This is a genomic window from Sphingomonas sp. CFBP 8765, assembly GCF_014841445.1.
GTDB lineage: Bacteria > Pseudomonadota > Alphaproteobacteria > Sphingomonadales > Sphingomonadaceae > Sphingomonas > Sphingomonas aerolata.
This window is the reverse complement of the sequence record NZ_JACYTY010000007.1, coordinates 160,141-181,324: the sequence shown is the minus strand read 5'-3', so window position 1 is coordinate 181,324 and position 21,184 is coordinate 160,141. Positions and strand designations below refer to the sequence as shown.

The following is a 21,184-nucleotide window of genomic DNA, read 5'->3' as shown; positions in this document are numbered from 1 at the left end:
TCGAATTTGTTGTCCAGCACGAATTAACGATGACCGCCAAGTGCGATACGGAGCCGAGCACGGATCGGCTCGTCCCAGAATGTATACGACGCCCATGCAACTGCGATAAGGAAGGGAACGAGCGCCAGCCCGATGACTGCCAGCATCTCTTGGGTCGGATGGTCGTTCGCTACGAAGTTCATCCAGACATACAGGAATGGGAAATGCGTCATGTAGATCGGGTAGGACATGCGTCCAGCGAACTTGCACAGCCCCATCATGCCGCGGCCCGCTTCTGAGTGGCTGCCGGCCAAAATGACGACCGGGAATACGACGACGATGCACCCCGTCTCGTATAGACCGTTGAGCTTGACCGGGCCTACGTTCGAGAGCGTCGGGAACGCGGCCACCGCGATCAGGACGACCGTCAGCGACAGATAGTTAAGGCGGAAGAACGGCAGTCGGCCTCGTATACGAAAAAGCCAAAGCCCCATGACGAACGGGAAGCACAGCCGGACGGGTGCCATCCATAAGCTATCCCAGGCCGAGCCCTGATCCATACTGCCAAGTCGGAGCCCGCAGGCGACGAGGCCGAGCCCGCTTGCGATCGCGATCGCAAGCAGCGCGCGCGCGGACAAGCGACGAAGCAGCAGCGCGTAGGCGACATTGCCGATATATTCCTGAAGCAGACTCCAGCACGGCCCGTTGAACGGGTGCGTGTCGCTCCAACGATTAGGGAGCGGTCCGGCAGGCAGCAGCAACAGCCCAAGAGCAAACGCGCCAAGCAACTTGCCCAGCGGTACGGCTTGCGCGCTCCCGGCAAATGGGTCGAACAGATAGCTTACGAAGCCCAGCACGACGCCGAAGAGCACGAGCGGGTGCAGCCGAATCAGTCGCAAGGTCAGAAAATGGCGGACCGACATACGGTCCCAGCGATCGTCATAGGCGTAACCGATCACGAAACCCGATAGCAGGAAAAAGAAGTCGACGGCCAGAACCGCGTGGTGAAGAATGACCTTGGAGGCATCCCACATCACCGTGATGCCCTGAATGTGGAACAGCACAACGAGCATGGCAGCGGTGCCGCGTAGACCGTCGAGCACCTCGAAATGCTCCTTGCCCGTCGCTGTCTGGTCCGGTGCCGCATCTGGAACGCCGGGCGGCGATGTTGATGTATCCGCCACTGCCAATCGCGCCACTCCCGCCAAGCTTGTTCTCCCGTCGTACCTGAACGCTACGCTGGCCGATGGACCGTTTGACCACAACTATGGATCGCAGCCAGCGGAAGGCCCCCAGGTTAGCGCATCTGGCAGATAAACGAACGGCGAGAGTTGGATACGCAACAAACGGGGCTGAATGACCGGTTGTGGGTCGTGGGGGGCAATAGGGCAGGGCGGCCCCCTTTTGACCAAACCCGATGATGCCCGGAGCAGGATCCGTGTCGAGAAGGAATTGTCCAGCTCAACGTTCCCAGTAGGGAAGGTCAAAATTCAGGGTTTGGCATCCGTTTCTCGCGCGAACGGCCAGTCGAAAGATCCCATAACGAGCCGCCCAGTGGCCTTAGGCTCACCGCCCTTCATACGCAGCACCAAGTCGGTTGAAAGGACGAAGTAGCTGTCCGGTGCCGAAGCATAGAGAGGTTCGCTGACACCCTCCTTGAGTGAGATAGCCAAGCCCGTACCGTTCGCGGTGATCGAAAAGGAGCCGAGATCGGAGACGGTGTAGGTTCCGATCAGACGAGCGCGGATGTCGGCCGGGATCGGCACGCTCGCGCGCTCGATGCTGTGGTAGCTCGGCCAGCCGTAGGCGGCGGCCACGCTGCGGGTAATTTCCGATCCAATCTCGCCTCCCTGGGCACCGTTCGTCATGACCGCCACCCCGTCGCCCGACCCCGTATAGGCGACCACGAAGTTCTCATATCCCTCGTTGCTGCCGCCATGCGCGAAGGCGCGATCGGCAGGGGTCGGGTGGACTTCAAGGCCGAGGCCCCACTCCCCCTTGCCGGGCGTCAGCATTGCTGTTGCTAGCGATTGATCGAGAATGCTGCCCTTCTCACCGCGCGCACTGTCTCGCACGGCGATAGTGAAACGCAGCAAATCACTTGGCGTGCTCCACAGACCAGCGGCGGCCAATTCCGGATAAGTGTATGGTCCGCGGGGTATGGGCTTGCCCGACCCGTCATGCGGCCATGCGGCGGTCGCCAGCGAAGCGGCGTCGAGCGGCTGGGCAAAGCTGCTGCGCGTCATGCCGGCGGGCTGAAGCACCTCGTCTTGGAGAACCTCGGCGAATGGTCTGCCCGTCACATCGCCGATCAGCTTCTGAATAACCGTGTAGCCACCGCCGGAGTAGCGCCACATCGTCCCGGGTTTTGTATCCACGACAACCGGTTTGGTGTTTGCGGGGGCATGGCCGGCAAGCACGTCGTCGACGCTCGGTACCGCGACCCCGGCAGCGTAGCCGGGGAAGCCATGCACCGTGGTTCCCGCCGTATGCGACAGCAATTCGCGCAGCGTGACCTGTTCACCGGGCCGCGTCGGCAGCTTCCATCTTTTGAGGTGCGCGTTAACATCTTCGTCCAGCGTCAAGCGGTGCTGCTGGACGAGGCGCAACGCAGCGAGCGCCGTGATCGGTTTGCTGATCGAGCCCGCCTGGAACAGCGTAGATGGCGTTACGGCTGAGCCACCTACTCGCGTGATCCCGTATCCCTTAGACCATTCTACGGCACCGCCATGCAGAACGGCAACGCTGACCCCAGGCACATTCAGACGTCGCATCTCCGCTTCGATCGTGCGGCGCGGTGCCGGTGCACCCGCCAGCACAACAGCCGACGTCAGCCCCTGCTCGACCACAGCGATTTTAGATGGCGTGGGAGCAGCCTCTTTGGCTGCTGCGGGCATGGGCAGCAGGGCCATCATGTACGCCACTCGAACGAACTTGCTCATAGCCTCACCACCAAGTGTATTACATTGGCAATACGCATGATGCTATCCCGTAGCAAGTGTCCTCCGAGTGTTTTGGTTTCTTTTGAATGGTTTCCTGCGCCGAGATTCATTCTGCCATCCTCTTTGAGAAGGCTGGCATGGCAGCAGGCAGGGCCGACGCTTAGTACTTCCTACGCAGCCAACATGAATGAATGGCAGAAGGTGGTGGGCCGAAAAGAGGCGGCAAATGACCAGGTTTGGGTCTGGCCGGAAGCCGTGGAGCACGGGCACGTCCCCCAGAACTTGTCATCTTTTCCAGCCAACCGCAGCCCTAACTCAGTCGTTCGTTCATCACGCCCAATTGACCATGCAGCATACGATACGTATATGCTTCGTATGGTCGGTGTGAAAGAGCGGTTATGGGCATTGTGAAGATTGACGGCGCGCTACACGAAGAAGCTCGCAAGGCCAGCGCCGTGATGTGCCGCTCCATCAATGCGCAGGCTGAGTTCTGGATGAAGATCGGTATGCTTGCCGAAACGAACCCGACCCTGTCGTTTAACGAACTCGTCAAGGCACAGTTGGCCACCGTTCATGTTCACCTGATCGAAGCGGAAGCTGCCTGACATGGTGAAGACCTCTGACGAACTTGCGCTCATGCGCGTCTCCGGCAAACTGCTAGCCTCGGTCTTCGAGATGCTCGACGGGCAGGACCTAGACGGAATGTCGACGCTGCAGATCAACGATCTAGTCGAGGACTTCATCACCGTTGAGCTCGCGGCACGCCCTGCGAGCAAAGGGCAGTACGGCTTCAAGTTCGTCCTGAACTGTTCGATCAATCATGTCGTTTGCCACGGCGTGCCGAAGGACGACGAGATCGTTCGCGACGGGGACATCATCAATCTCGACATCACACTGGAGAAGAACGGCTTCATCGCGGACTCGAGCAAGACGTATATGGTTGGCGACGCGCCGCCCGCTGCGAAGCGGCTGGNCTCGGTCGTGCGCGAATTTTGCGGGCACGGCATCGGTCGCGAGATGCACGAGGAGCCGCAAGTCATGAATTTCGGGCGTCCGGGAACGGGGGTGCGGCTGCGCGAAGGCATGGTTTTCACGATCGAACCCATGGTCAACCAAGGCACCCGGAAGGTCTCTACTCAGGAAGACGGGTGGACGGTCGTGACCAACGATCAAAAGCTGTCGGCCCAATTCGAGCATACGGTTGCGGTTACTAAGGATGGGGTTGAGGTTCTGACGCTTCGGCAAGACGAGAGGCCGATGGCAGCGGGCGTGGCTTGACCCCGGAACGTCTGCTTTTGCTGCTGTCTTCCCAAGTGTGGCCAGACCCCATCTCTCCCTTTTCAGGACGTGCAGACAGCTGATCCCGTCGCGGAAAGCTGCCGTCTAACGAGATGAACAAGTGGCGGAAGTTGGGAGACTGCGATGGCCTCTCGAACGTCCGGAACTGGGTCACAGGTCCCCAGCTGGGAAAGCCGGCCCAAGCAGAAACCTGTTCACTCCTCAAGAGCTGAGCGACAAAGTAGAGCCTCGGCTGCCGTGTCGGCGACGGCAAGCAGTCTTGGCTGGTCCCATCCCTCTCGCGCTGCAGCCGATAGGCCGAGCATTGTCGTAGCAACGTAATCTGCGACACGTCCGGAAGCTTTAATTTCCGCATCGTCCAAAAATTGCGCCACCCTACTGCGATTTTCTCCCGCAATTTGTTTGGCTGCGATGCCCCAATCCGTTGTGCCCGCTTTTGCGTGTTCAAGGATCAGGCAACCACGCCGCTGCGGACTAGTGGTATAAGCGTGCGCCGCAGCTCGCAGCATGTCGCCAAGCGCCGCCATCGGCGCTGCACCTGGCGTGAGAAAGCGATCCAGCGGCACAACGGTAGCTGAGTAGAGCCGAAGCGTCTCTTTGAAGAACGCGGCTTTGCTGCCGAACGCTGCATAAAAGCTCGGCGGGGTAATCCCGATCGCCTCGGTCAGCGCCGCCACGCTGACGTTTTCATAGCCATGCTCGTGAAACAGGTGCTGCCCGGCTTCGACCGCAGCTCCAAGCGCGAATCCCCGGGGCCGCCCCCGTGGCCGCTTATTTTCGTTAATGGTCATTACACAACCGCTTGCCTGTGTCAGTCATATTTGTATAGTGGCCATTCATAGAAATGACCACGCCTCAGGTTCGTCACGGCGCAGAGGTGGTATCAACGATGCACAAGGACAGTTATGCCTTCATCCTCCAACAAACGCCGCGTTAAAGCGAGCGTAGCTCCACGCTCCAAACTCCCGACCGCGGCCCTTGCTGGTCTCGCCGCCAGTGGCTTTCTGTGCATCGTGACCGAAACGCTTCCTGCTGGCCTACTCCCGCAGATCGCATCCGGCCTGCAGATCTCCGAGGCGATCGCGGGACAACTCGTTGCCGTCTATGCGCTGGGGTCCTTGCTGGCAGCGATCCCGCTCACGAGCCTGACCCAGGGGCTTCGAAGAAGACCGGTACTACTTACCACCATCATCTGCTTCGTTGTCGGCAACACGCTGACCGCTTGGGCCGGATCTATCACGGTCGTACTGGTCGCGCGGTTCGTCGCCGGGTGCGCGGCGGGTCTCGCCTGGGGAATCCTTGCGGGTTACGCGCGCAGCATCGTGCGTGCCGATCAGACCGGCCCGGCAATGGCCCTCGCCATGGTCGGCGTGCCGCTGGCGCTTTCACTGGGTGTTCCCATAGGCACCTTCCTGGGCGGTTTGGTTGGGTGGCGCGGATCGTTCCTGATCCTCTCGGCACTGAGTGTCGTGCTGATCGGCTGGATTATCTTTAAGGTGCCGGATGCCGCCGGGCGGACGGGTGACGATCGTCCTTCTCTGCGCCGCGTCGTCGCGACACCGGGTATCATACCGATCCTGCTCGTCATCCTTGCCTGGATGACAGGCCACAACACCCTCTACACTTACATCGCGCCGTTCGCAACCGCCGCGTCCGTGCGGGTCGATCTCGTCCTGCTGGCGTTCGGCATCAGCTCGCTCGTCGGCATCTGGATCGTCGGGCGACTAGTCGATCGGATGCTGCGCATGCTGGTATTGCTCGCGATCGGATCGTTTGCGGCCGTTGCAGTTCTTCTGACGTTTGCCGGTGGGCAAGGCCTTGCCGTCTATGCGGCAGCCATAGTTTGGGGCCTTGGCTTCGGTGGTGCCGGGGCGATGATGCAGACGGCGTCGGCGGACGCAGCGGGGGACGGCGTAGATCTGGCGCAGGCGATGGTGACCACGGCCTGGAACCTAGCGATCGCGGTCGGCGGGGCGCTGGGCGGGGTGCTCCTCACGACGGGAGGGACCACGCTGCTGCCGCCCGCTGTCGTCGCGCTGACCCTGATCGCCTTCCTCATCGCGCTGGCCGCACGCCGTTTCGCCTTTCCACCGGGTCACCGCTCAACATCGGCCAGCTAACCCTAAAATGCTCTCAGACTACCGTCCCCATTGAGAAAACCGGCCGGACATCGAGTTGTTATTGGTTCAGCACTCCTCCGCTACCAACATGAATGGACGGCAGAAGTTGGGAGGCGGTAAAGGCGCCGCGAATGTCCGAGATTGGGTCGATCAACCTCAATAGCGGAAGCCGCTTCGGGAATAGCGGAATGGCCACTTTCGGCACCCCTTGGGCGGAAGCTGCCGTTTGTTCAGGCCTGGCCCGACGGCAGCAAGGCGCCCCATAACGGTTGCGCGAGCCTACCATCCATCCAATTCCGCACAGTCCGGTAGGTCGTGCCCAATCAGCAGGCGGCCGGCGTGTGTCAGCGCTCGCCGTAGAGCACCCGCCCGGCCACGATGAGACAATAAACCCCCGTTGTTGCCTCATGGCCATTTGAAGCCGTTGCGCTCAGCAACGCAAAGTTGCTACTGTGTTCTGTCAAACTGGTCTCTGCTGAGCGAGACATCGTGCGGAGGGAACGGGCTTGAACGAGATTGTCGCGTTAGCCGTTCACGACCTCGAGCGGAAGGATGGCATCTACCAGATCAAGGCGGCGACGAAGACACTGCCGGTCACTGACACCACGCAGCGTGTGGTCGACGAACTAAACAACCTCTACAACCGGCGGGCGTCGAAGAGCTACGGCAAGTTCACGGCTAGCGAGGGCTATCCCACGCAGGAGCAGATCCGAGACTACATCGGCGATCCGGAGAAGGATTTTCTTCGGCTGACGACGCGGATGATGGAGACGCTCCGTCAGCAGGCGCAGGCGCGCACGGCGTCGACCGGCGGCCACGTTCTTTTCGAGCACTTCCGGCGCGACCAGAAGGACTTCCTCCTCGTCGCAATCGTATCAGACAAGCTGAGCGCGATCCTGAAGGCGCAGGACGAGATGGAGGACGTGAAGCATCTTGACCTCGAGGGCTTCCGGTTCGCCGGCCGCATCAACCTGACCGCTTGGGCCGCGGGTGCCGAGCGTTACATCAGCTTCCTCAAGGGGAAAGGCGATGTGTCCGAATACTTTCGCCTGTTCCTCGGCTGCGACTCCGTCGTAGAGGCACGGGTGGACACGTCCAACCTGGTTACGGCGCTCAAGGATTTCGTCACTGCCGAGAAGATGTCGGAGAAGGATGGCAACGAGTTCCTCGCTCGCGCCAAGGCCATCTGCGAGCGGTCGTCGAACAAGCGCGAGGAGCTCGAATTCGAGGCGTTGGCGAACGAACTGCTGCCGAACAATCCGAAGCGCCTTACCGACCATCTTGGGGACACCGACCGCGCACTGAGCGACCGGTTCGTGCCGGACAAGCGCTCGCTGGCCTCGCTCGTGCGCTTCAAGGGCGGGACCAAGCAATGGAAGGTGGAGTTCGACCGCGACGCGGTGAGCAGCCGCGCGGTGATCTACGATCCGGAGGCAAACACCATCACCCTGACGGGACTGCCTGACGACCTTATCTCGCAGTTGCAGGCCGAAGGCCTGGGTCATGGCTGAGATCGGCTTCGCCGACCTCATCGTGATCTACCGCAATACCGTCTTCGACGGCGCCGGTGGTGGCGTCCTGCACGTGGCGAGCAACGCCGTGGCGGAAGCGATCCGAACGATCGAAGCCGATGATGCGCTCTACGATCTCACACAGATCGCGCTCGTCGCCCCGGGAGCGGTCACGGTCGGGGATCACGTCGCGATCACAATCAGGGCGCCCAATCACAGACTCGGATTGCTCGTTCGCGATCTCGATGCGCTCTTCAACGCGCCCGATGCGTCGTGGAACGAGCCTCCGGCCTACTATGTAATCGACGAGCGTTTTGCCCGAGGCGACGCCGCCGTTCCGGTCGCGCTTGCCAGATACAGATCGCTGTTGACCGTTACCGCAGTGCTTCGTGAAGCTGCCAACTACGTCAGCGACCTGCAGCGTGAATTGGTCTTCATCGACGACGAGAAGACGGTCGTGCCGGTCATCTTCTCGTCTGCCGATCTGTCGGAGGGCTTGGTCGAAAATGCCGCCAGACTGAGCCGCATCTTCGGCGAACCGCTGCACGGCGACGAGAAGACAGAGCTGGTGTCGGCCGCCGTAATCCAGTCGGTTCGCAGCCTGCGGCGTGCGGAACGGTTCCGCCATTTGATCAGCCACCTCGACCAGCTCTGTGACGAGGTGGAGAAAGGCTACAGGCTCTTCGTCTCCAGCTTCTCGTATTCCAAGATACGCAAGGAGATCGAGACGGCAAGCCTCGAGTACGTCGGCAAGATCCATAAGACTCTCGTCGATATACAGGGTCAGCTGCTCGGCATCCCCGTGGCCACCATCGTCGTCGCATCCCAGCTTAAGACCCCGGAGAGATGCGGCCTCGCCTTCTGGGCGAACGCGGGCGTGGTGCTGGGAGCCTGGATCTTTGTTGGACTGCTATGGCTGGCGATCCGCAACCAGCAGCACACGCTCACTGCCATCGAGAAGGAGATAAACGGTCAGAATTCGCGACTGGAGCGCGACTATGCAGCCGTCCGAGACGACTTCGTCGGCGTTTTCGATGATCTGGGCGGGCGGATCACCTGGCACAGACGGGTGCTTTGGTTCGTCCTGATCCTGGCGCTAAGCGGAGCGGCCGGAGCCACTTACGCATGGTTAAGGTTGACCCCGTCCGCCTACACGGCGTGCCTGTGAGGCCGAGCCTCAGGCGGTGACCGCCTCGATCGCCGCGGCGAACTCCTTAGCCGTCCGAAAGACTTTCCCGTCGTCGGTGAGCAGCCTGGCCACGATTGCCGCGTCCTGCCGTTCCGCGTCACGGAAGTCCGGTAGTCCACCAGGCAGCATACTGCCCACCGCGCGCTTGCTCTTCCTCGTGAAGACGTTGCCTTCCGCAGCGTGCATCGCGATCGTCGTGCGGGCGTAGAGAAAGAGGCGGTTCTTCGGCATCCACAGCTCGATGAGGAGCGTAAGCGATCCCCTCAACTGGCAGGAACTAGTGGTTAGGCCCATGCGCTCCGAGCGGCACCACTAAGGAAACAGCGATGGATGAGTTTGCGCGCATGATGAGTATGGAGGGTGTGCGTCCTCTTGATACCCCAAAGGAAACATCCCGGCGGGTCGTCAAACAGCCATCTCCAGTTTCGAGCCAACCGTTAGTAACTACGCCAGAATTGGGGGCGGGCGGTTATGCATGGGTTACAGGAAAACGTGCGCGCACTGCGCTCGAGACGGCGTTGGAACGCTTGGCCAGCGAGATCCGCAGCGGACGGCGCGGCTGGGCAACCGGCATTCTTCAGGATGGCAGGACAGTCACATTGCCTGCTTCGTCAGGAGCGGCGTCACTGCTTGGCACCGCAGATCGCCAATCGTTACGCCTAATGATTGTCGGCGGCGACGGCTGGACCTTCGTAATGCATCCGATGATGGGTGTCGCTACGCTCGATAACGATCCTGCCTAGCCCGATGAACAAGCGTCAGGAAAGGGAACGCAGGTCGAGCGGCTTGAACGTCGCGAACTAGGTTGTCCTGACTGAGGGGCGGCGGTCCGCGTTACTATTGCTGATCCGTCCCTCGTTGAGCCATTTCGTTGGATTGTTCTTTCTGCCACGGCCAGCGCCCGTCAATCTCGACCTCGAGCGAGAAGCTAAGGAACGTCCTGATAAGAACAATGCCAGCAAGAACGAGCAGACTTTCGATTATCGGCTCGACCGCTACCGTGTTGATGATGTCGGCCGCGACCAGGAACTCGAGGCCAAGAAGGATCGATCGGCCAAGACCCGACCGAAAGTCGGCAACTAGCATTGCTCGGCTGGTTTTGCCCCGGGCCAGACCGAGCAAGAAGGCGGCCAGCGTTCCGAATGCCCCTACAACGATAATGGCGGTACCGACGATCTCGACGGCACTCGTTGCTAAGTGGATCCACTGGGCTTCGTTCCTCATGGTGCTTCATGCCTGAGCGGCCGCAAAGGCACAAACTACCAGAGGGCAGGTTGGCCAGTCAGACCGGTTGGAAGCGCCGCGCCTGCTTTAAGGAATACGGCGTGGATAGATCGGGCCTATCGACGCGTTGCTGCGCCGCACAATTTGGACACCGTGATATGCCTGCTGCCAACATCACCTGCTCAGCAAGCGGGCCACATGGGTCCGAAGCTAGGCGTGCCGTTACTCGAGGTTCGCAAAATCCTGACAGCCTCGTTGGTCGCGGAGCTTGGTCATGAACGCATCGTTAGCACCACCGGCAGTGCGCCGACCGCTCATTCTAGCGGCGGTAATGCTTGCTTCGTTCATGATCGCGATCGAGGCAACGATTGTATCGACGGCAATGCCCCAGATCGCAGGTCAGCTCGGTCAGCTTCAATACTATGCCTGGGTCTTCTCCTCATTCCTGCTTGCGCAGACCGCTACTACGGTGGTGTTCGGCAAGCTGGCGGATCTCTATGGGCGGCGGTCGGTGCTGCTGGTTGGCATCAGCATTTTCCTCCTTGGATCAATTTTGTGTGGGTTCGCCTGGTCGATGCCGGCACTCATCGTGTTCCGTTTAATCCAGGGGCTGGGTGCCGGTGCTATCCAGCCTGTCTCCATCACTGTCATCGGTGACCTTTATGCGGCGCACGAACGTGGCAAGGTGCAAGGCTGGCTGGCAAGCGTCTGGGGCGTGTCATCAGTGATCGGTCCGCTTGCGGGCGGGTTGATCATCCAGCATGTCAGTTGGGCGTGGATCTTCTGGATCAATGTGCCGATCGGATTGGCCGCAGCCGCCGGCTTCTTCCTATTTCTGCGCGAGACGGTCACGACGCAGGAGCGTAGCGTCGACGTAGTAGGGGCGGGCCTGTTCACGGTTGCGATCGCGTCGCTGATGGTCGCGCTGACAGAAGCCGGGGCTTCGGACGGGCGCTTCGCGGTGCTAGCTGCGGCAGTCTGCCTTGTCGCGGCCGCGTTGTTCGTCGTTCAGGAACGGCGTGCTCGCGATCCAATGGTTGCTTTTGCGTTGTGGACGCGTCGCGCGATCGCCACCACCAATGCTGCAACGCTGTTCAGCGGCATGGCGGTGATAGGGCTGACTACCTTTTTGCCGATGTACGTTCAGGCCGTCATGGGTCGCTCGCCGCTCGAAGCAGGCTTCATGTTGACAGCGATGGTACTGGGCTGGCCGATTGCAGCGACACTTGGTGCCCGTAACTTTGGCCGGTTTGGCCTACGGCGAATCCTGGTTTTCGGTGCCGCGCTACTGCCAGTAGGCGCTGTACCGTTCGTTCTGCTGTCACCCACCACCCCGCCTCTGGTGGCTGGTCTCGGTTCACTGATCATGGGTTTTGGAATGGGCTTCTTGAGCACTGCAGCGATCGTACTCATCCAGGATTGTGTCGGGTGGACGGAACGTGGTGCAGCCACAGCCTCAAACCTTTTTGCCCGTAATCTCGGCAGCACTCTTGGAGCCGCAGTGTTGGGCACGGTGCTTAATGCCAGCCTTGCACGAGACCATTCGGGGTCTTTGCAACAGATACAGGAGCTGCTCCACGGCCAAGGGGCCAACGTCGGCGCAGCGGCAAGCCGCGCCGGGCTGGCGCATGGGCTTCACCTGACCTTCTGGGGCGTGCTGATCATAGCACTGCTTGCTGTGTTACTTTCAGCTTTCGTTCCACGCGTGACGTTCGGGACCCGACCGCCGGAGTAGTTATGCATCCTAACTGCAGCTTAACGAACGTCTGAAGTTGGGAAGCTCAAGAGGAATCCGGAATGTCCACTTGTGGGTCTTAGCCGAAGCAGATCAGCTCAACTCAACTCATCTCTACACCCGTAAGGTCAGCTAGTTTGGCAACCAGCCTTTCCTGGAAGCGCGTATTCGTAACTTCAGCCGCGGGCTGTTGACGCTGTAGGTTCTGCCAATAGCCACCGCTGAACAGTGCGGTTAAATCATCGCTGACCGCGAGCCAACTCTGCGTGCGTTGCCCGGTGTCTTGATCAACTGGCGCGCCGGCGCCACCCATTCGCGTGCGCACCCATCCCGGATCGACCGCGTTGCTCAGTACGTTTGGGCGGCGCCCAGCGATAGCGAAAGCCAGCGCGACCATGTGCAGCTTGCTTTCGGCATAAGCGCGAGAGCTGTCCCATGCACGCGCCGTCCAGTCGATGTCCTCCAGCGATCCCTCGCCTCCGCGATGCAAGCTGCTGCTGAGATAAATGATCCGGGCGGGCCGTTCGATCAGCGCGGTCAGCATATATGGTGCCAGCGTGTTAACCGCGAGCAGGGTGGGATGGCCGTCCGGCGTCGCGCCTCGCTCCGGCACGGCGTAAAGCCCGGCGTTGTGAATCACCGCATCTATATGGCCGATTGCGTTCACCTGATCCGCAATTCCGTGCACGTCCTGCGCGCTTGCCAGGTCGCCGATAACGACACCATCAACCTGTTCGCGTAACTTGCCTAGATCGGCAGCGCGCTGCGCAGAACGTGCATGCAGAACGACATGGTGCCCGTCGGAGAGCAGAGACTGTGCCGCCGCGAGGCCAAGGCCGTCGGTACTGCCGGTAATAAAGACCCGTGCCATGTCTACCCTTCCGCGACGTTGACCCGCCGCTATCGATGTTCGTTGCCGTATCAACGCCGGAACGGCCAACCCGATGCCTCTTTGATCACGCCAGGACGTGCTGTGATCCGGGTGCCTCACGCCGATCGTTTACTGGCGGCCTTATACGGAACCACAGCGCATAAAGCGCAGGCAGGAACACCAGCGTCAGAACTGTCCCGCCCAGCGTCCCGCCGATCAGCGTCACCGCCATCGATCCCCAGAACACCGAACTGATCAGTGGGACGAAGGCGAGCACGGCCGCCATTGCCGTCAGGATTACCGGCCGCGATCGCTGCACGGTCGCCTCGACGACCGCGTCATAGGGATCCATCCCGTCGCGCTCGTGATCGTGGATCTGCCCGATAAGGATCAGCGTGTTGCGCATCAGGATGCCCGCCAGCGCGATCAGGCCGAGGATCGCGTTGAAGCCGAACGGCTGGCCCGTGACGAGCAGCGTCGGCACCACGCCGATGAGCCCCAGAGGTGCGGTCAGCAACACGATCGCCATCGCCGACAGGCTGCGGACCTGGAGGATTATCACGACCATCATCAGCACGATCATGATCGGGAAGATCGGCGCGAGCGCGGCATTCGCCTTGCCGGCCTCCTCGATCGAGCCGGCCATGTCGATATGGTAGCCGGATGGCAGCGTCCTGATGATCGGCTGCAACTTCTCGAGCAGCGCGGTCGATACGTCGGGCGGCTGCAGGCCATCGGCGATGTCGCCGCGGACCGTGATCGTCGTCAACCGGTCGCGGCGTTGCAGGATCGGGTCCTCCATGCGGACTTCGAGCTTGCCGATCTGGCCGACGGGCACGCGCTGGCCATTGGCACCTGTCAGCATGTAATCGCCGATGCGCGCCGGATCGAGCCGATCGCTGCCCCCGGACCGCGCCACTACGTCGACCGTCCGGATATCCTCGCGCGACTGGCTGACCGTCGTGCCGGTCAGCAGGAACTGCAGCTGTTCGGCAACGTCGCTCGATGTCAGCCCAAGCGCGCGCAACCGGTCCTGCTCCAGCACGAAGTGCAGCGCGGGCGCGCGGTCGCCCCAGTCGGCATTGACGGTACGCATCGTCGGATCCCGTTGCATCACGCCCTGCATCTTCTCGGCGATGCTGCGGACGGTTGCGAGATCGGGGCCGCTGACACGGAACGCGACGGGGAAGGGGGAGTAGGGGCCGAACACGAGTTGCGTCGCGCGAACCCGTGCCTGTGGCGCGAGCCCCTCCGCTGCGGCCTCACGCAGCCGCACCTTCAAGGCGTCGCGCGCATCCTCGTCGACAGTCAGCACAATGATCTTGGCAAAGGACGGGTCGGGCAGCTCGGGCGACAGCGACATGAAGAAGCGCGGTGCGCCTTGACCGACATAGGTCGTGACGACCTTGGCCTCGAGCTGTTTGCGCAACCACGTCTCGACCAGTTTCGCGGCCTCGGCGGTCTGCGCGATCGCAGTGCCCTTGGGCATCTGCACCTCGACCAGCACCTCGGGACGATCCGAGGCGGGAAAGAACTGCTTGTTGACCAGCGCCATGCCCGCGCCTGCAATCAGGAACGCACCCAGCGTCGCCAATGCGACCAGCAACTTGCGGCGCACCGCCCAGGCGATGATGCTGCGGACCCTTTCGTAGCGCGGCGTCCGGTAGATCGCCGCGTGACCGCCCTCGATCGGCTTGATCTCGGGCAGCATCTTCACACCCATGTACGGTGTGAAGATCACCGCGACGAACCATGATGCGATCAGCGCGAAACCGACCACCCAGAAGATGTTGCCGGCATATTCGCCCGCCGTCGACTGCGCGAAGCCGACCGGCATCAGCCCGATCACGGTCACCAGCGTGCCGGCCAGCATCGGCGCAGCAGTGTGGCTCCAGGCATAGGCCGACGCGCGGGTGCGATCGTACCCTTCCTCCATCTTCACAACCATCATCTCGATCGCGATGATCGCGTCGTCGACCAGCAGGCCAAGCGCGAGGATGAGCGCGCCGAGCGTGATGCGGTCCAGCACCCGGCCGGTCGCCCACATGATGACGAGTACGACCGCCAGCGTCAGCGGTACGGCGGCGGCGACGACGATGCCCACGCGCCAGCCGAGGCTGACGAGGCTGACGATCATCACGATCGCAAGCGCCTCCAGGAAGGTGTGCATGAACTGGTCGACCGCGTCGGTGATGTTGACCGACTGGTCGGTGACGCGCGTGAGGCTCATCCCGAGCGGCAGTTCGTCGCCGATCTTCGCGACCTCGGCGTTCAGCGCTTTGCCGAGGTCGAGCCCGTTCCAGCCCTCGCGCATGACGACGCCGAGCAGCAGGGCGGGTTCGCCCTGGCTGCGGATGAGAAAGGTTGCGGGATCCTCGTAGCCGCGTTCGACCTTGGCGATCTCGGACAGCCGCAGCGTGTTGCCGTTCGCGACGATCGGCAGGTCGCGGATCTTCGACAGGTCGTCGAATGCGCCGTCGAGGCGGACCACGACCTGCTGTCCCTTGGTCTCGATCGAGCCCGCGGGCGTGATGAGGTTCTGCCTCGAAAGCGCGGTAAAGATGTCGCGGGGCGAGACGCCGAGCGTTGCCAGCCGCTCCTCGGCGAACGCGACATAGATGCGTTCCGGTCGCTCGCCGACGATGTTGATCTTGTTGACGCCGGGCACATGCAGCAGCCGCTGACGCAGCGTCTCCGCCTCGCGCGCAAGCGAGCGTTGCGGCTCGCCTTTCGCCTTCAAAGCGTAGAGCGCGAAGGTGACGTCGCCATATTCGTCGTTGACGAACGGCCCGACCACGCCGCGCGGAAGGCTCGGAGCCTCGTCGATCATCTTCTTGCGCGCCTGGTAGAATTGGTCCGGCACGTCCTTCGGGGGAGTGGTATCGCGCAACGTCAGCGTGGTGAAGGCGAGACCGGGTCGCGTGAACGTCTCGCTGCGATCGTACCAGCGCAGTTCCTGCAGGCGCTTCTCGAGCGGCTCGGCGACCTGGTCCTGCATCTCCTGCGCCGTTGCGCCGGGCCAGGCGGTGACGACCGTCATGACCTTGATGGTGAACCCCGGATCCTCCGCACGCCCCAGCCTGGTGAAGGCGACGACCCCGGCGATGATGATTGCGATCAGGAAGAACAAAGTGACCGATCGTTCGCGGACCGCAAGCGCCGACAAGTTGAAGCGGCCGGGCGTCTTCTGCTCGTCGCCACTCATCGTGCGGCAACCCGGACGATCTGGCCCTGGTGCAGCATGTGCGCACCCGTTGCGACGAAGCGGTCACCTGACTTCAGACCCGAGGTCACGGTGGCGGTTTCTTCCCCGATCGCGGTCACCTTCACCGGCCGCCATGTGATCCTTGGCTGCGCGCCGGCACCGACGATCCATACACCGGCCCCGTGGCCGGTATCGCGGAGTGCGCCGAGCGGTACTTCGGTCGCGACCGTGTCGCCTGGCTCTGACAGCGTGACGGTCACGGTCGAGCCGAGCGGCGCACGCGCGGTCGCCCCGGCGAGGACATACCGGGCCTCGAACGTCCGCGACGCCGCGTTGGCGGAATCGGCCAACTGCCGAAGCGTCGCGCTGCCGGTGGCCCCGTCGAAAGTACGGGCACGCGCGGTCGAGCCCAGGTGCGGTCGCAGCGTCTCCGGCAATTGCACTAGAGCTTCGCGCGGCCCCGATCGTGCGACACGGACGACGATCTGCCCCGCGGCAACGACCTGCCCCGGCTCGGCCAGCGTCTCCACCACGGTCCCGTCGGTATCCGCGAGCAGGACGGTGTAGTTGGCTTCGTTGCGCGCGACGCGAGCCTGTGCCAGTGCGGCGCTCAGTTGCGCACGCGCCGCGTCCGCAGCGGCCTTCGCCTGATCATAGGCCGACGCGGAGACGGCGCCCGCGCCGACCAGGTCACGATATCGTTTCTCGTCCGCGCCGGTCTGCTCCGCACGGGCGCGTGCTGCATTGACCGTTCCCTGCGAAGCGCGGGTCGCCAGCGACAGGTCGGTTCCGTCGATCCGCATAATCGGCTGGCCACGGCGCACGATCTGGCCGGTATCGACCAATCGTTGCGTGACCTTGCCGCCGACGCGAAAGCCGAGGTCGCTCTGGACGCGTGCCGCGACGACCCCGGTAAACTCGCGCGTTGCCGCGTTGGCGGCGACTGGCGTCGTGACCCTGACCAGCGGCGGCTGTGTGCGCGGATCGGGCTCCGTACGATGGCATGCCGTCAGCGTCGCGGACGCCAGCGGCACGGCCAGGGCGATATACAGTCGGTTCGACACACGGGTCCTCCACAGAAGCGGGACCCGAATGTTGCCTTATGACTATATTGTCAACTGGTCACATTGTGAAATCTACGGCGCGAGGCTTCGCAGGATGAGCCCAGTGACTTCGTTCTGCGCGTCAGGCAACAGGTCGAGATTGCGCTCCAGATGCAGCGGATCGATGAACGGCGTCATCGCGTAATAGATCGAGCGGACCGTCTCATCGAGCGGCGTCTTGCGCTCGAACTCGCCGTTTTCCCGGCCCTGTCTGACGATCTCCTGGATCATGTCCTGGAGCGACCGGGAATAGGCTTGCGCCGACCCCCAGCGCTCCGACGCGGCCAAGGCTGCGATCTCGTAAATCTTGCGATCCTCGAAGAACAGCGCCACGCCGAGCGTGGTTATGCTCCTGAACATACGGCGAAACCGGTCGGTCGCGCTGCCGCCCGCATCGACGGCCTTGCGCGCTTCGGTCAAGATCTGTTCGAGGCGCGCACCGCAAATCGCCTCGCCGATGGCCTGCTTCGACTCGAAGAACCGGTAGATATAGGCCTTGGAGAACCCGATCTCGCGCGCGAGGTCGGCGACGGTCGTCTTGCTGTATCCGTAATGCGCGAAACAGTCGTTTGCGGCCTCGACGATCTGATCGCGGACCGCATGTTCGGCAGGGCCACGCGTCGGGGGGGATTGGGGAACGGTATCGGTCATCGCCGCGTCATAGGCGGACATCGGCCCGTTGACAAACAATGACCATATGCATCATTGGTCACAGTCTGGGTCATCGAAGGTCGATCATGCGCCATTTCCGCTCTGCTGCTACTTTGGCCACCACGCTGCTGTCGGTGAGTGGCTGCACGACCGCGCCGCGCTACGCGGTGCCGGCGTCGTCCGCACCGGCCGCCTTTGTCGGCGCCAGCGCCGTCGACACGAGGTCGGCGGATGCAGGGCAGGCCGATCTCGTCGACTGGTGGCGCGGGTTTCAAGATCCGTTGCTCACCAGTTTTGTCGAGCGCGCGCTGGCACAGAATCTCGACCTGCAACAGGCCGGCGCGCGCGTGGCGCAGGCGCGGGCTGCGCTGAAGACCGCCAACGCAGCCCTGCTTCCGTCCGGTCAGGTCAGCGGGCAGGGGGGCGAGATCTATCAGTCGCTGGAGACACCGATCGGCCGGATCGGCAGCGCGTTTCCGCAGTTCGAGCGTTCGACCGAAACCTACGAACTCAATGTCGGCGCAAGCTGGGAACTCGACGTCTTTGGCGGGCGCGACGCCTCGCGCGATGCGGCACGGGCCGACTGGCAGGCGTCCGCCGCCGCTGCGGTAGCCGTGCGTCTTGCGGTCGCGGCGCAGACGGCGGACACGTACATCGCGATACGGGCCTTGCAGGCACGGCTCGGCGTTGCCCGCGCGCAGGCCGATACGCAGGCGCGTCTCGTCGATCTGATCGCGCTGCAATACCGCAAGGGCGTGGCGGCCGAATTGCAACTTCGGCAGGCGGAAGGGGCGCTGGCGCAGGTTCGCGCTTCGGCCCCGGCAATCCAGAACCAACTCGACATGGCGCTGACTGCGCTCGACATTCTCATCGGGGTTCAGCCGGGCGCGACCCGCTCCGAATTCACAGTCGTGACCGCGATCCCGTCTCCTCCGGCGATCGCGACCGCGGGCGGTCCGGCCAGCCTGTTGCGCCGTCGTCCCGACATCATCGCGGCCGAGCGAACGCTGGCGGCGTCGAACGGACGGATCGGTGTCGCGATGTCAGAATATTACCCGAAATTCTCGCTGAGCGGTCTGCTCGGCACCGCGACGACCGCGGCAGGCGGCGTGTTTGGTGGCAATGCGACACAGGCGAACGGCGTGCTGGGCCTGCGCTGGCGCCTGTTCGACTTCGGCCGCGTCGATGCCGAAGTGAAAAGCGCCAAGGGACGGAACGCGGAAGCGCTTGGCGCCTACCGCCTGGTCGTCCTGCGCGCATCGCAGGATGTCGAGGATGCCTTCTCGACGCTCGTCCAGCAGGACGCACGGTCGACCATGCTGGGCCAGGGCGAGACGTCGTTGAGCCGCGCCCGGGATGCCTCGTTCGCGGCTTATAAGGGCGGGGTGTCGAGCCTGATCGAGGTTCTGGATGCGGACCGGCGCCTGCTCGAAACGCGGGACGGGGTGATCCAGGCACGCGCCGCCGCCAGTCGTGGTGCCGTCGCGTCGTTCCGGGCACTTGGCGGGGGCTGGGATCCAGTTGCTCCAGTGACCTTATCGACGCCTGCAATGTGAGGATAACCCATGACGACCGATGCCCCCACAAATCCCGACGGCCTTGCTCAGGTTCGTGCTCTGCTTGCTAGCGGACGACAACCTCCTCTGGGCGAGAAGTTGGGTATCTCTCTAGTCGAAGCGGAACATGGCCATGCCGTATTCGAAGCCACGCCCGACGGCACGTCCTACAACCCCATGGGATCGGTGCATGGCGGATATATCTCTGCGATCCTAGACAGCGCCTGCGGTATCGCCGCCCACACCGGTCTGAAACCAGGGTTCGGGTACACGACACTGGAGCTGAAAGTGTCGTTCCTCCGCTCCTTGAACGACGCCAGCGGCAAGATCAGAGCGGTCGGGCGCCTGATATCGATGGGTGGCCGCGCGGCTTTCTCCGAGGCCACGTTATTCAACGAAAAGGGACAGATTTGCGCCACCGCGACGTCCACCTTGCTCGTCTTCGAACTCCGTCCCGCTAAACCGGCAATTGATACCGCGTGACGTCTGGTATGCTTCAGTTTTACCTTGGCGTAACGCTGCCGGTCGGTCACGACAATCCAGCAAAAGCAGATGCTTAGGTGTCGTTACAACTCGCGGGGCTCTCATATACTGACCACGGGAACTGGTTGCAGCGAACGATCTCTCGTCTCCCTTCAAAGTTGCCATCTAACCGGATGAACGAACGGCCGGATTTGGGAAGTGAAGATGACGTCACAAGTGTCTGCTTCTGGGTCTTCGATGCCAAGGAGCGTATGGCGCATGTCTACGACAACCGATGGTACGAGCAGTTCGCGATGAGCGCCGACGTTGCATGCGCATTTCCAATTCGCGTGTCTAAAGGCCTAGCGGACGCAACTCGCGAATGAGTTCGATCAAAAGTTTCAGGCCAGTCGGCACTTGGCGACGGCTGGAATAATAGATGTGGTATGCCGGGCCCATCGTTGACCATTCCTCTAGCACCGGGCGTAGTTCTCCGCGCGCGAGATAGGGGGCGAAGGTTGCCTCCATGCCGTACATAAGTCCGGTCCCCGCGAGCGCCATGGCCAGCATCGCGCGCCCCCCGTTGACGAGGACCTTGCTCGCGACGGGGACCGAGAATTCGCCCTCGGGGCCTTCGAATTCCCAGCGGTAGATATGCGCATTTCCGAGGCGGACGCCGAGACAATGGTGGTGTTCCAAATCCGACGGGTGCTGCGGAACGCCGAACTTCTCGAGATAGGCGGGGGATGCGACGACTATCCAGCGAAGCTCGCCCGAAAGACGTTGCGCCACCATGTCCTCGGGCACCGTTCCGGCGTAACGGATCCCGGCGTCGAAGCCATCTTCGATGACGTCGGTCATCTGGTCCCGCGCGGCGATGTCGATCTCGATATCGGGATACCGCTCGATGAAGATCGGCATGACCGGCGCGAGCAATAAGGGCGCCGCTTCGGCGGCGACGTTCAGACGAACCCGCCCGGTTGGCGCGTCGCGATAGCGGTTGAGGCTCTCGACAGCCTGATCGATCGTGCCGAACGGCTCAGCCACCTTGTCTCGCAACTCCTCGCCAGCGGCAGTCAGGGTGACGCTCCGGTTCGTGCGGTGGAGGAGGCGGACGCCGAGCCGTGCCTCGAGCCCCTTCAAGGCATGGCTGAGCGCCGATGCGCTGACCCCGAGTTCGAGCCCGGCGAGCCTGAAACTTCGATGTCGGGAGATTGCCAGGAAGTAGGTCAGGTCGGCGAGATCGGATCGGCTGGTCGGCATAGTGTATCCTGGGCTCTATGGTTTAGCCTCGCAAGCGATCGACGGGCGACTGCGGGATCGGCAGGGGCGTCCTC

General features: G+C 62.5%; 19 protein-coding genes and 1 pseudogene. 10 read left to right on the top strand and 10 right to left on the bottom strand.

The genetic code is table 11. From position 1 onward, the window contains the following. Nucleotides 1–23 precede the first annotated feature (23 nt). Entirely contained in the window at nt 24–1,163 is a 1,140-nt protein-coding gene (locus IFT87_RS16945; protein ID WP_342211186.1) for an acyltransferase family protein, read from the bottom strand. A 306-nt stretch (nt 1,164–1,469) separates the two neighbouring features. Then, nucleotides 1,470–2,921: a serine hydrolase domain-containing protein gene (locus IFT87_RS16940; RefSeq protein WP_192191316.1), complete on the bottom strand. Its 1,452-nt coding sequence runs from the start codon at nt 2,919–2,921 to the stop codon at nt 1,470–1,472. Between the two features lie 398 nt (nt 2,922–3,319). On the opposite strand from IFT87_RS16940, the gene IFT87_RS16935 reads away from it, so the two are divergent. The 3 genes and pseudogenes from IFT87_RS16935 to IFT87_RS20535 form a co-directional block, all read left to right on the top strand. Further along, nucleotides 3,320–3,526: a ParD-like family protein gene (locus IFT87_RS16935; protein ID WP_183935792.1), complete on the top strand. Its 207-nt coding sequence runs from the start codon at nt 3,320–3,322 to the stop codon at nt 3,524–3,526. Between the two features lies 1 nt (nt 3,527). Continuing rightward, a pseudogene (locus IFT87_RS20540) lies at nt 3,528–3,894 on the top strand (M24 family metallopeptidase); the annotation flags it as partial. Between the two features lies 1 nt (nt 3,895). After that, nucleotides 3,896–4,199 (top strand): M24 family metallopeptidase (locus tag IFT87_RS20535; protein ID WP_249403406.1); only part of this gene is annotated, 304 nt, incomplete at its 5' end. Between the two features lie 215 nt (nt 4,200–4,414). Here the strand turns inward: IFT87_RS20535 and IFT87_RS16925 are convergent. Further along, nucleotides 4,415–5,011: a TetR/AcrR family transcriptional regulator gene (locus IFT87_RS16925; protein ID WP_107955937.1), complete on the bottom strand. Its 597-nt coding sequence runs from the start codon at nt 5,009–5,011 to the stop codon at nt 4,415–4,417. Nucleotides 5,012–5,125: 114 nt separating this feature from the next. On the opposite strand from IFT87_RS16925, the gene IFT87_RS16920 reads away from it, so the two are divergent. The 3 genes from IFT87_RS16920 to IFT87_RS16910 all read left to right on the top strand — a co-directional run bounded on the left by IFT87_RS16920 (nt 5,126) and on the right by IFT87_RS16910 (nt 9,019). Next, complete coding sequence (locus IFT87_RS16920) at nt 5,126–6,340, top strand: MFS transporter (protein ID WP_107955938.1); 1,215 nt, start codon at nt 5,126–5,128, stop codon at nt 6,338–6,340. Between the two features lie 506 nt (nt 6,341–6,846). After that, entirely contained in the window at nt 6,847–7,851 is a 1,005-nt protein-coding gene (locus IFT87_RS16915; protein WP_107955939.1) for a nucleoid-associated protein, read from the top strand. After that, entirely contained in the window at nt 7,844–9,019 is a 1,176-nt protein-coding gene (locus IFT87_RS16910) for a hypothetical protein (protein WP_192191314.1), read from the top strand. The genes IFT87_RS16915 and IFT87_RS16910 overlap by 8 nt, the downstream gene beginning before the upstream one ends. 9 nt (nt 9,020–9,028) lie before the next feature. On the opposite strand, the gene IFT87_RS16905 is transcribed toward IFT87_RS16910, so the two are convergent. Further along, nucleotides 9,029–9,271, bottom strand: coding sequence for a hypothetical protein (locus IFT87_RS16905; protein ID WP_192191313.1), 243 nt, complete (start codon nt 9,269–9,271; stop codon nt 9,029–9,031). Between the two features lie 95 nt (nt 9,272–9,366). Here IFT87_RS16905 and IFT87_RS16900 point away from each other — a divergent pair, with 95 nt between their 5' ends. Beyond that, on the top strand, nt 9,367–9,783 hold the full coding sequence (locus tag IFT87_RS16900) for a hypothetical protein (RefSeq protein WP_146173412.1): 417 nt from the start codon (nt 9,367–9,369) through the stop codon (nt 9,781–9,783). Nucleotides 9,784–9,877: 94 nt separating this feature from the next. Here the strand turns inward: IFT87_RS16900 and IFT87_RS16895 are convergent, their stop codons facing one another. Next, nucleotides 9,878–10,264 (bottom strand): DUF1622 domain-containing protein, encoded by a 387-nt coding sequence (locus IFT87_RS16895; RefSeq protein ID WP_192191312.1) that lies wholly within the window; start codon nt 10,262–10,264, stop codon nt 9,878–9,880. Between the two features lie 274 nt (nt 10,265–10,538). Here IFT87_RS16895 and IFT87_RS16890 point away from each other — a divergent pair, with 274 nt between their 5' ends. Continuing rightward, on the top strand, nt 10,539–11,999 hold the full coding sequence (locus tag IFT87_RS16890; protein ID WP_192191311.1) for an MDR family MFS transporter: 1,461 nt from the start codon (nt 10,539–10,541) through the stop codon (nt 11,997–11,999). Between the two features lie 103 nt (nt 12,000–12,102). On the opposite strand, the gene IFT87_RS16885 is transcribed toward IFT87_RS16890, so the two are convergent. The 4 genes from IFT87_RS16885 to IFT87_RS16870 form a co-directional block, all read right to left on the bottom strand. Next, nucleotides 12,103–12,870 (bottom strand): SDR family NAD(P)-dependent oxidoreductase, encoded by a 768-nt coding sequence (locus IFT87_RS16885; protein WP_192191310.1) that lies wholly within the window; start codon nt 12,868–12,870, stop codon nt 12,103–12,105. An 85-nt stretch (nt 12,871–12,955) separates the two neighbouring features. Continuing rightward, complete coding sequence (locus IFT87_RS16880) at nt 12,956–16,075, bottom strand: efflux RND transporter permease subunit (RefSeq protein WP_192191309.1); 3,120 nt, start codon at nt 16,073–16,075, stop codon at nt 12,956–12,958. Then, nucleotides 16,072–17,139, bottom strand: a complete 1,068-nt coding sequence (locus tag IFT87_RS16875) for an efflux RND transporter periplasmic adaptor subunit (protein WP_192191308.1) — start codon at nt 17,137–17,139, stop codon at nt 16,072–16,074. Before IFT87_RS16875 ends, IFT87_RS16880 begins: the two co-directional genes overlap by 4 nt. A gap of 72 nt (nt 17,140–17,211) precedes the next feature. Further along, nucleotides 17,212–17,829, bottom strand: a complete 618-nt coding sequence (locus tag IFT87_RS16870) for a TetR/AcrR family transcriptional regulator (protein ID WP_192191307.1) — start codon at nt 17,827–17,829, stop codon at nt 17,212–17,214. An 86-nt stretch (nt 17,830–17,915) separates the two neighbouring features. Here IFT87_RS16870 and IFT87_RS16865 point away from each other — a divergent pair, with 86 nt between their 5' ends. Together IFT87_RS16865 and IFT87_RS16860 are read left to right on the top strand one after the other, a co-directional pair. Then, nucleotides 17,916–19,385 carry an efflux transporter outer membrane subunit gene (locus IFT87_RS16865; protein WP_192191306.1) on the top strand — a complete coding sequence of 490 codons (1,470 nt, stop codon included), beginning with the start codon at nt 17,916–17,918 and terminating at the stop codon, nt 19,383–19,385. 9 nt (nt 19,386–19,394) lie between these two features. Then, nucleotides 19,395–19,868 (top strand): PaaI family thioesterase, encoded by a 474-nt coding sequence (locus tag IFT87_RS16860; protein WP_192191305.1) that lies wholly within the window; start codon nt 19,395–19,397, stop codon nt 19,866–19,868. 333 nt (nt 19,869–20,201) lie between these two features. On the opposite strand, the gene IFT87_RS16855 is transcribed toward IFT87_RS16860, so the two are convergent. Then, entirely contained in the window at nt 20,202–21,110 is a 909-nt protein-coding gene (locus tag IFT87_RS16855; RefSeq protein WP_056405799.1) for a LysR family transcriptional regulator, read from the bottom strand. Nucleotides 21,111–21,184: the final 74 nt, after the last annotated feature.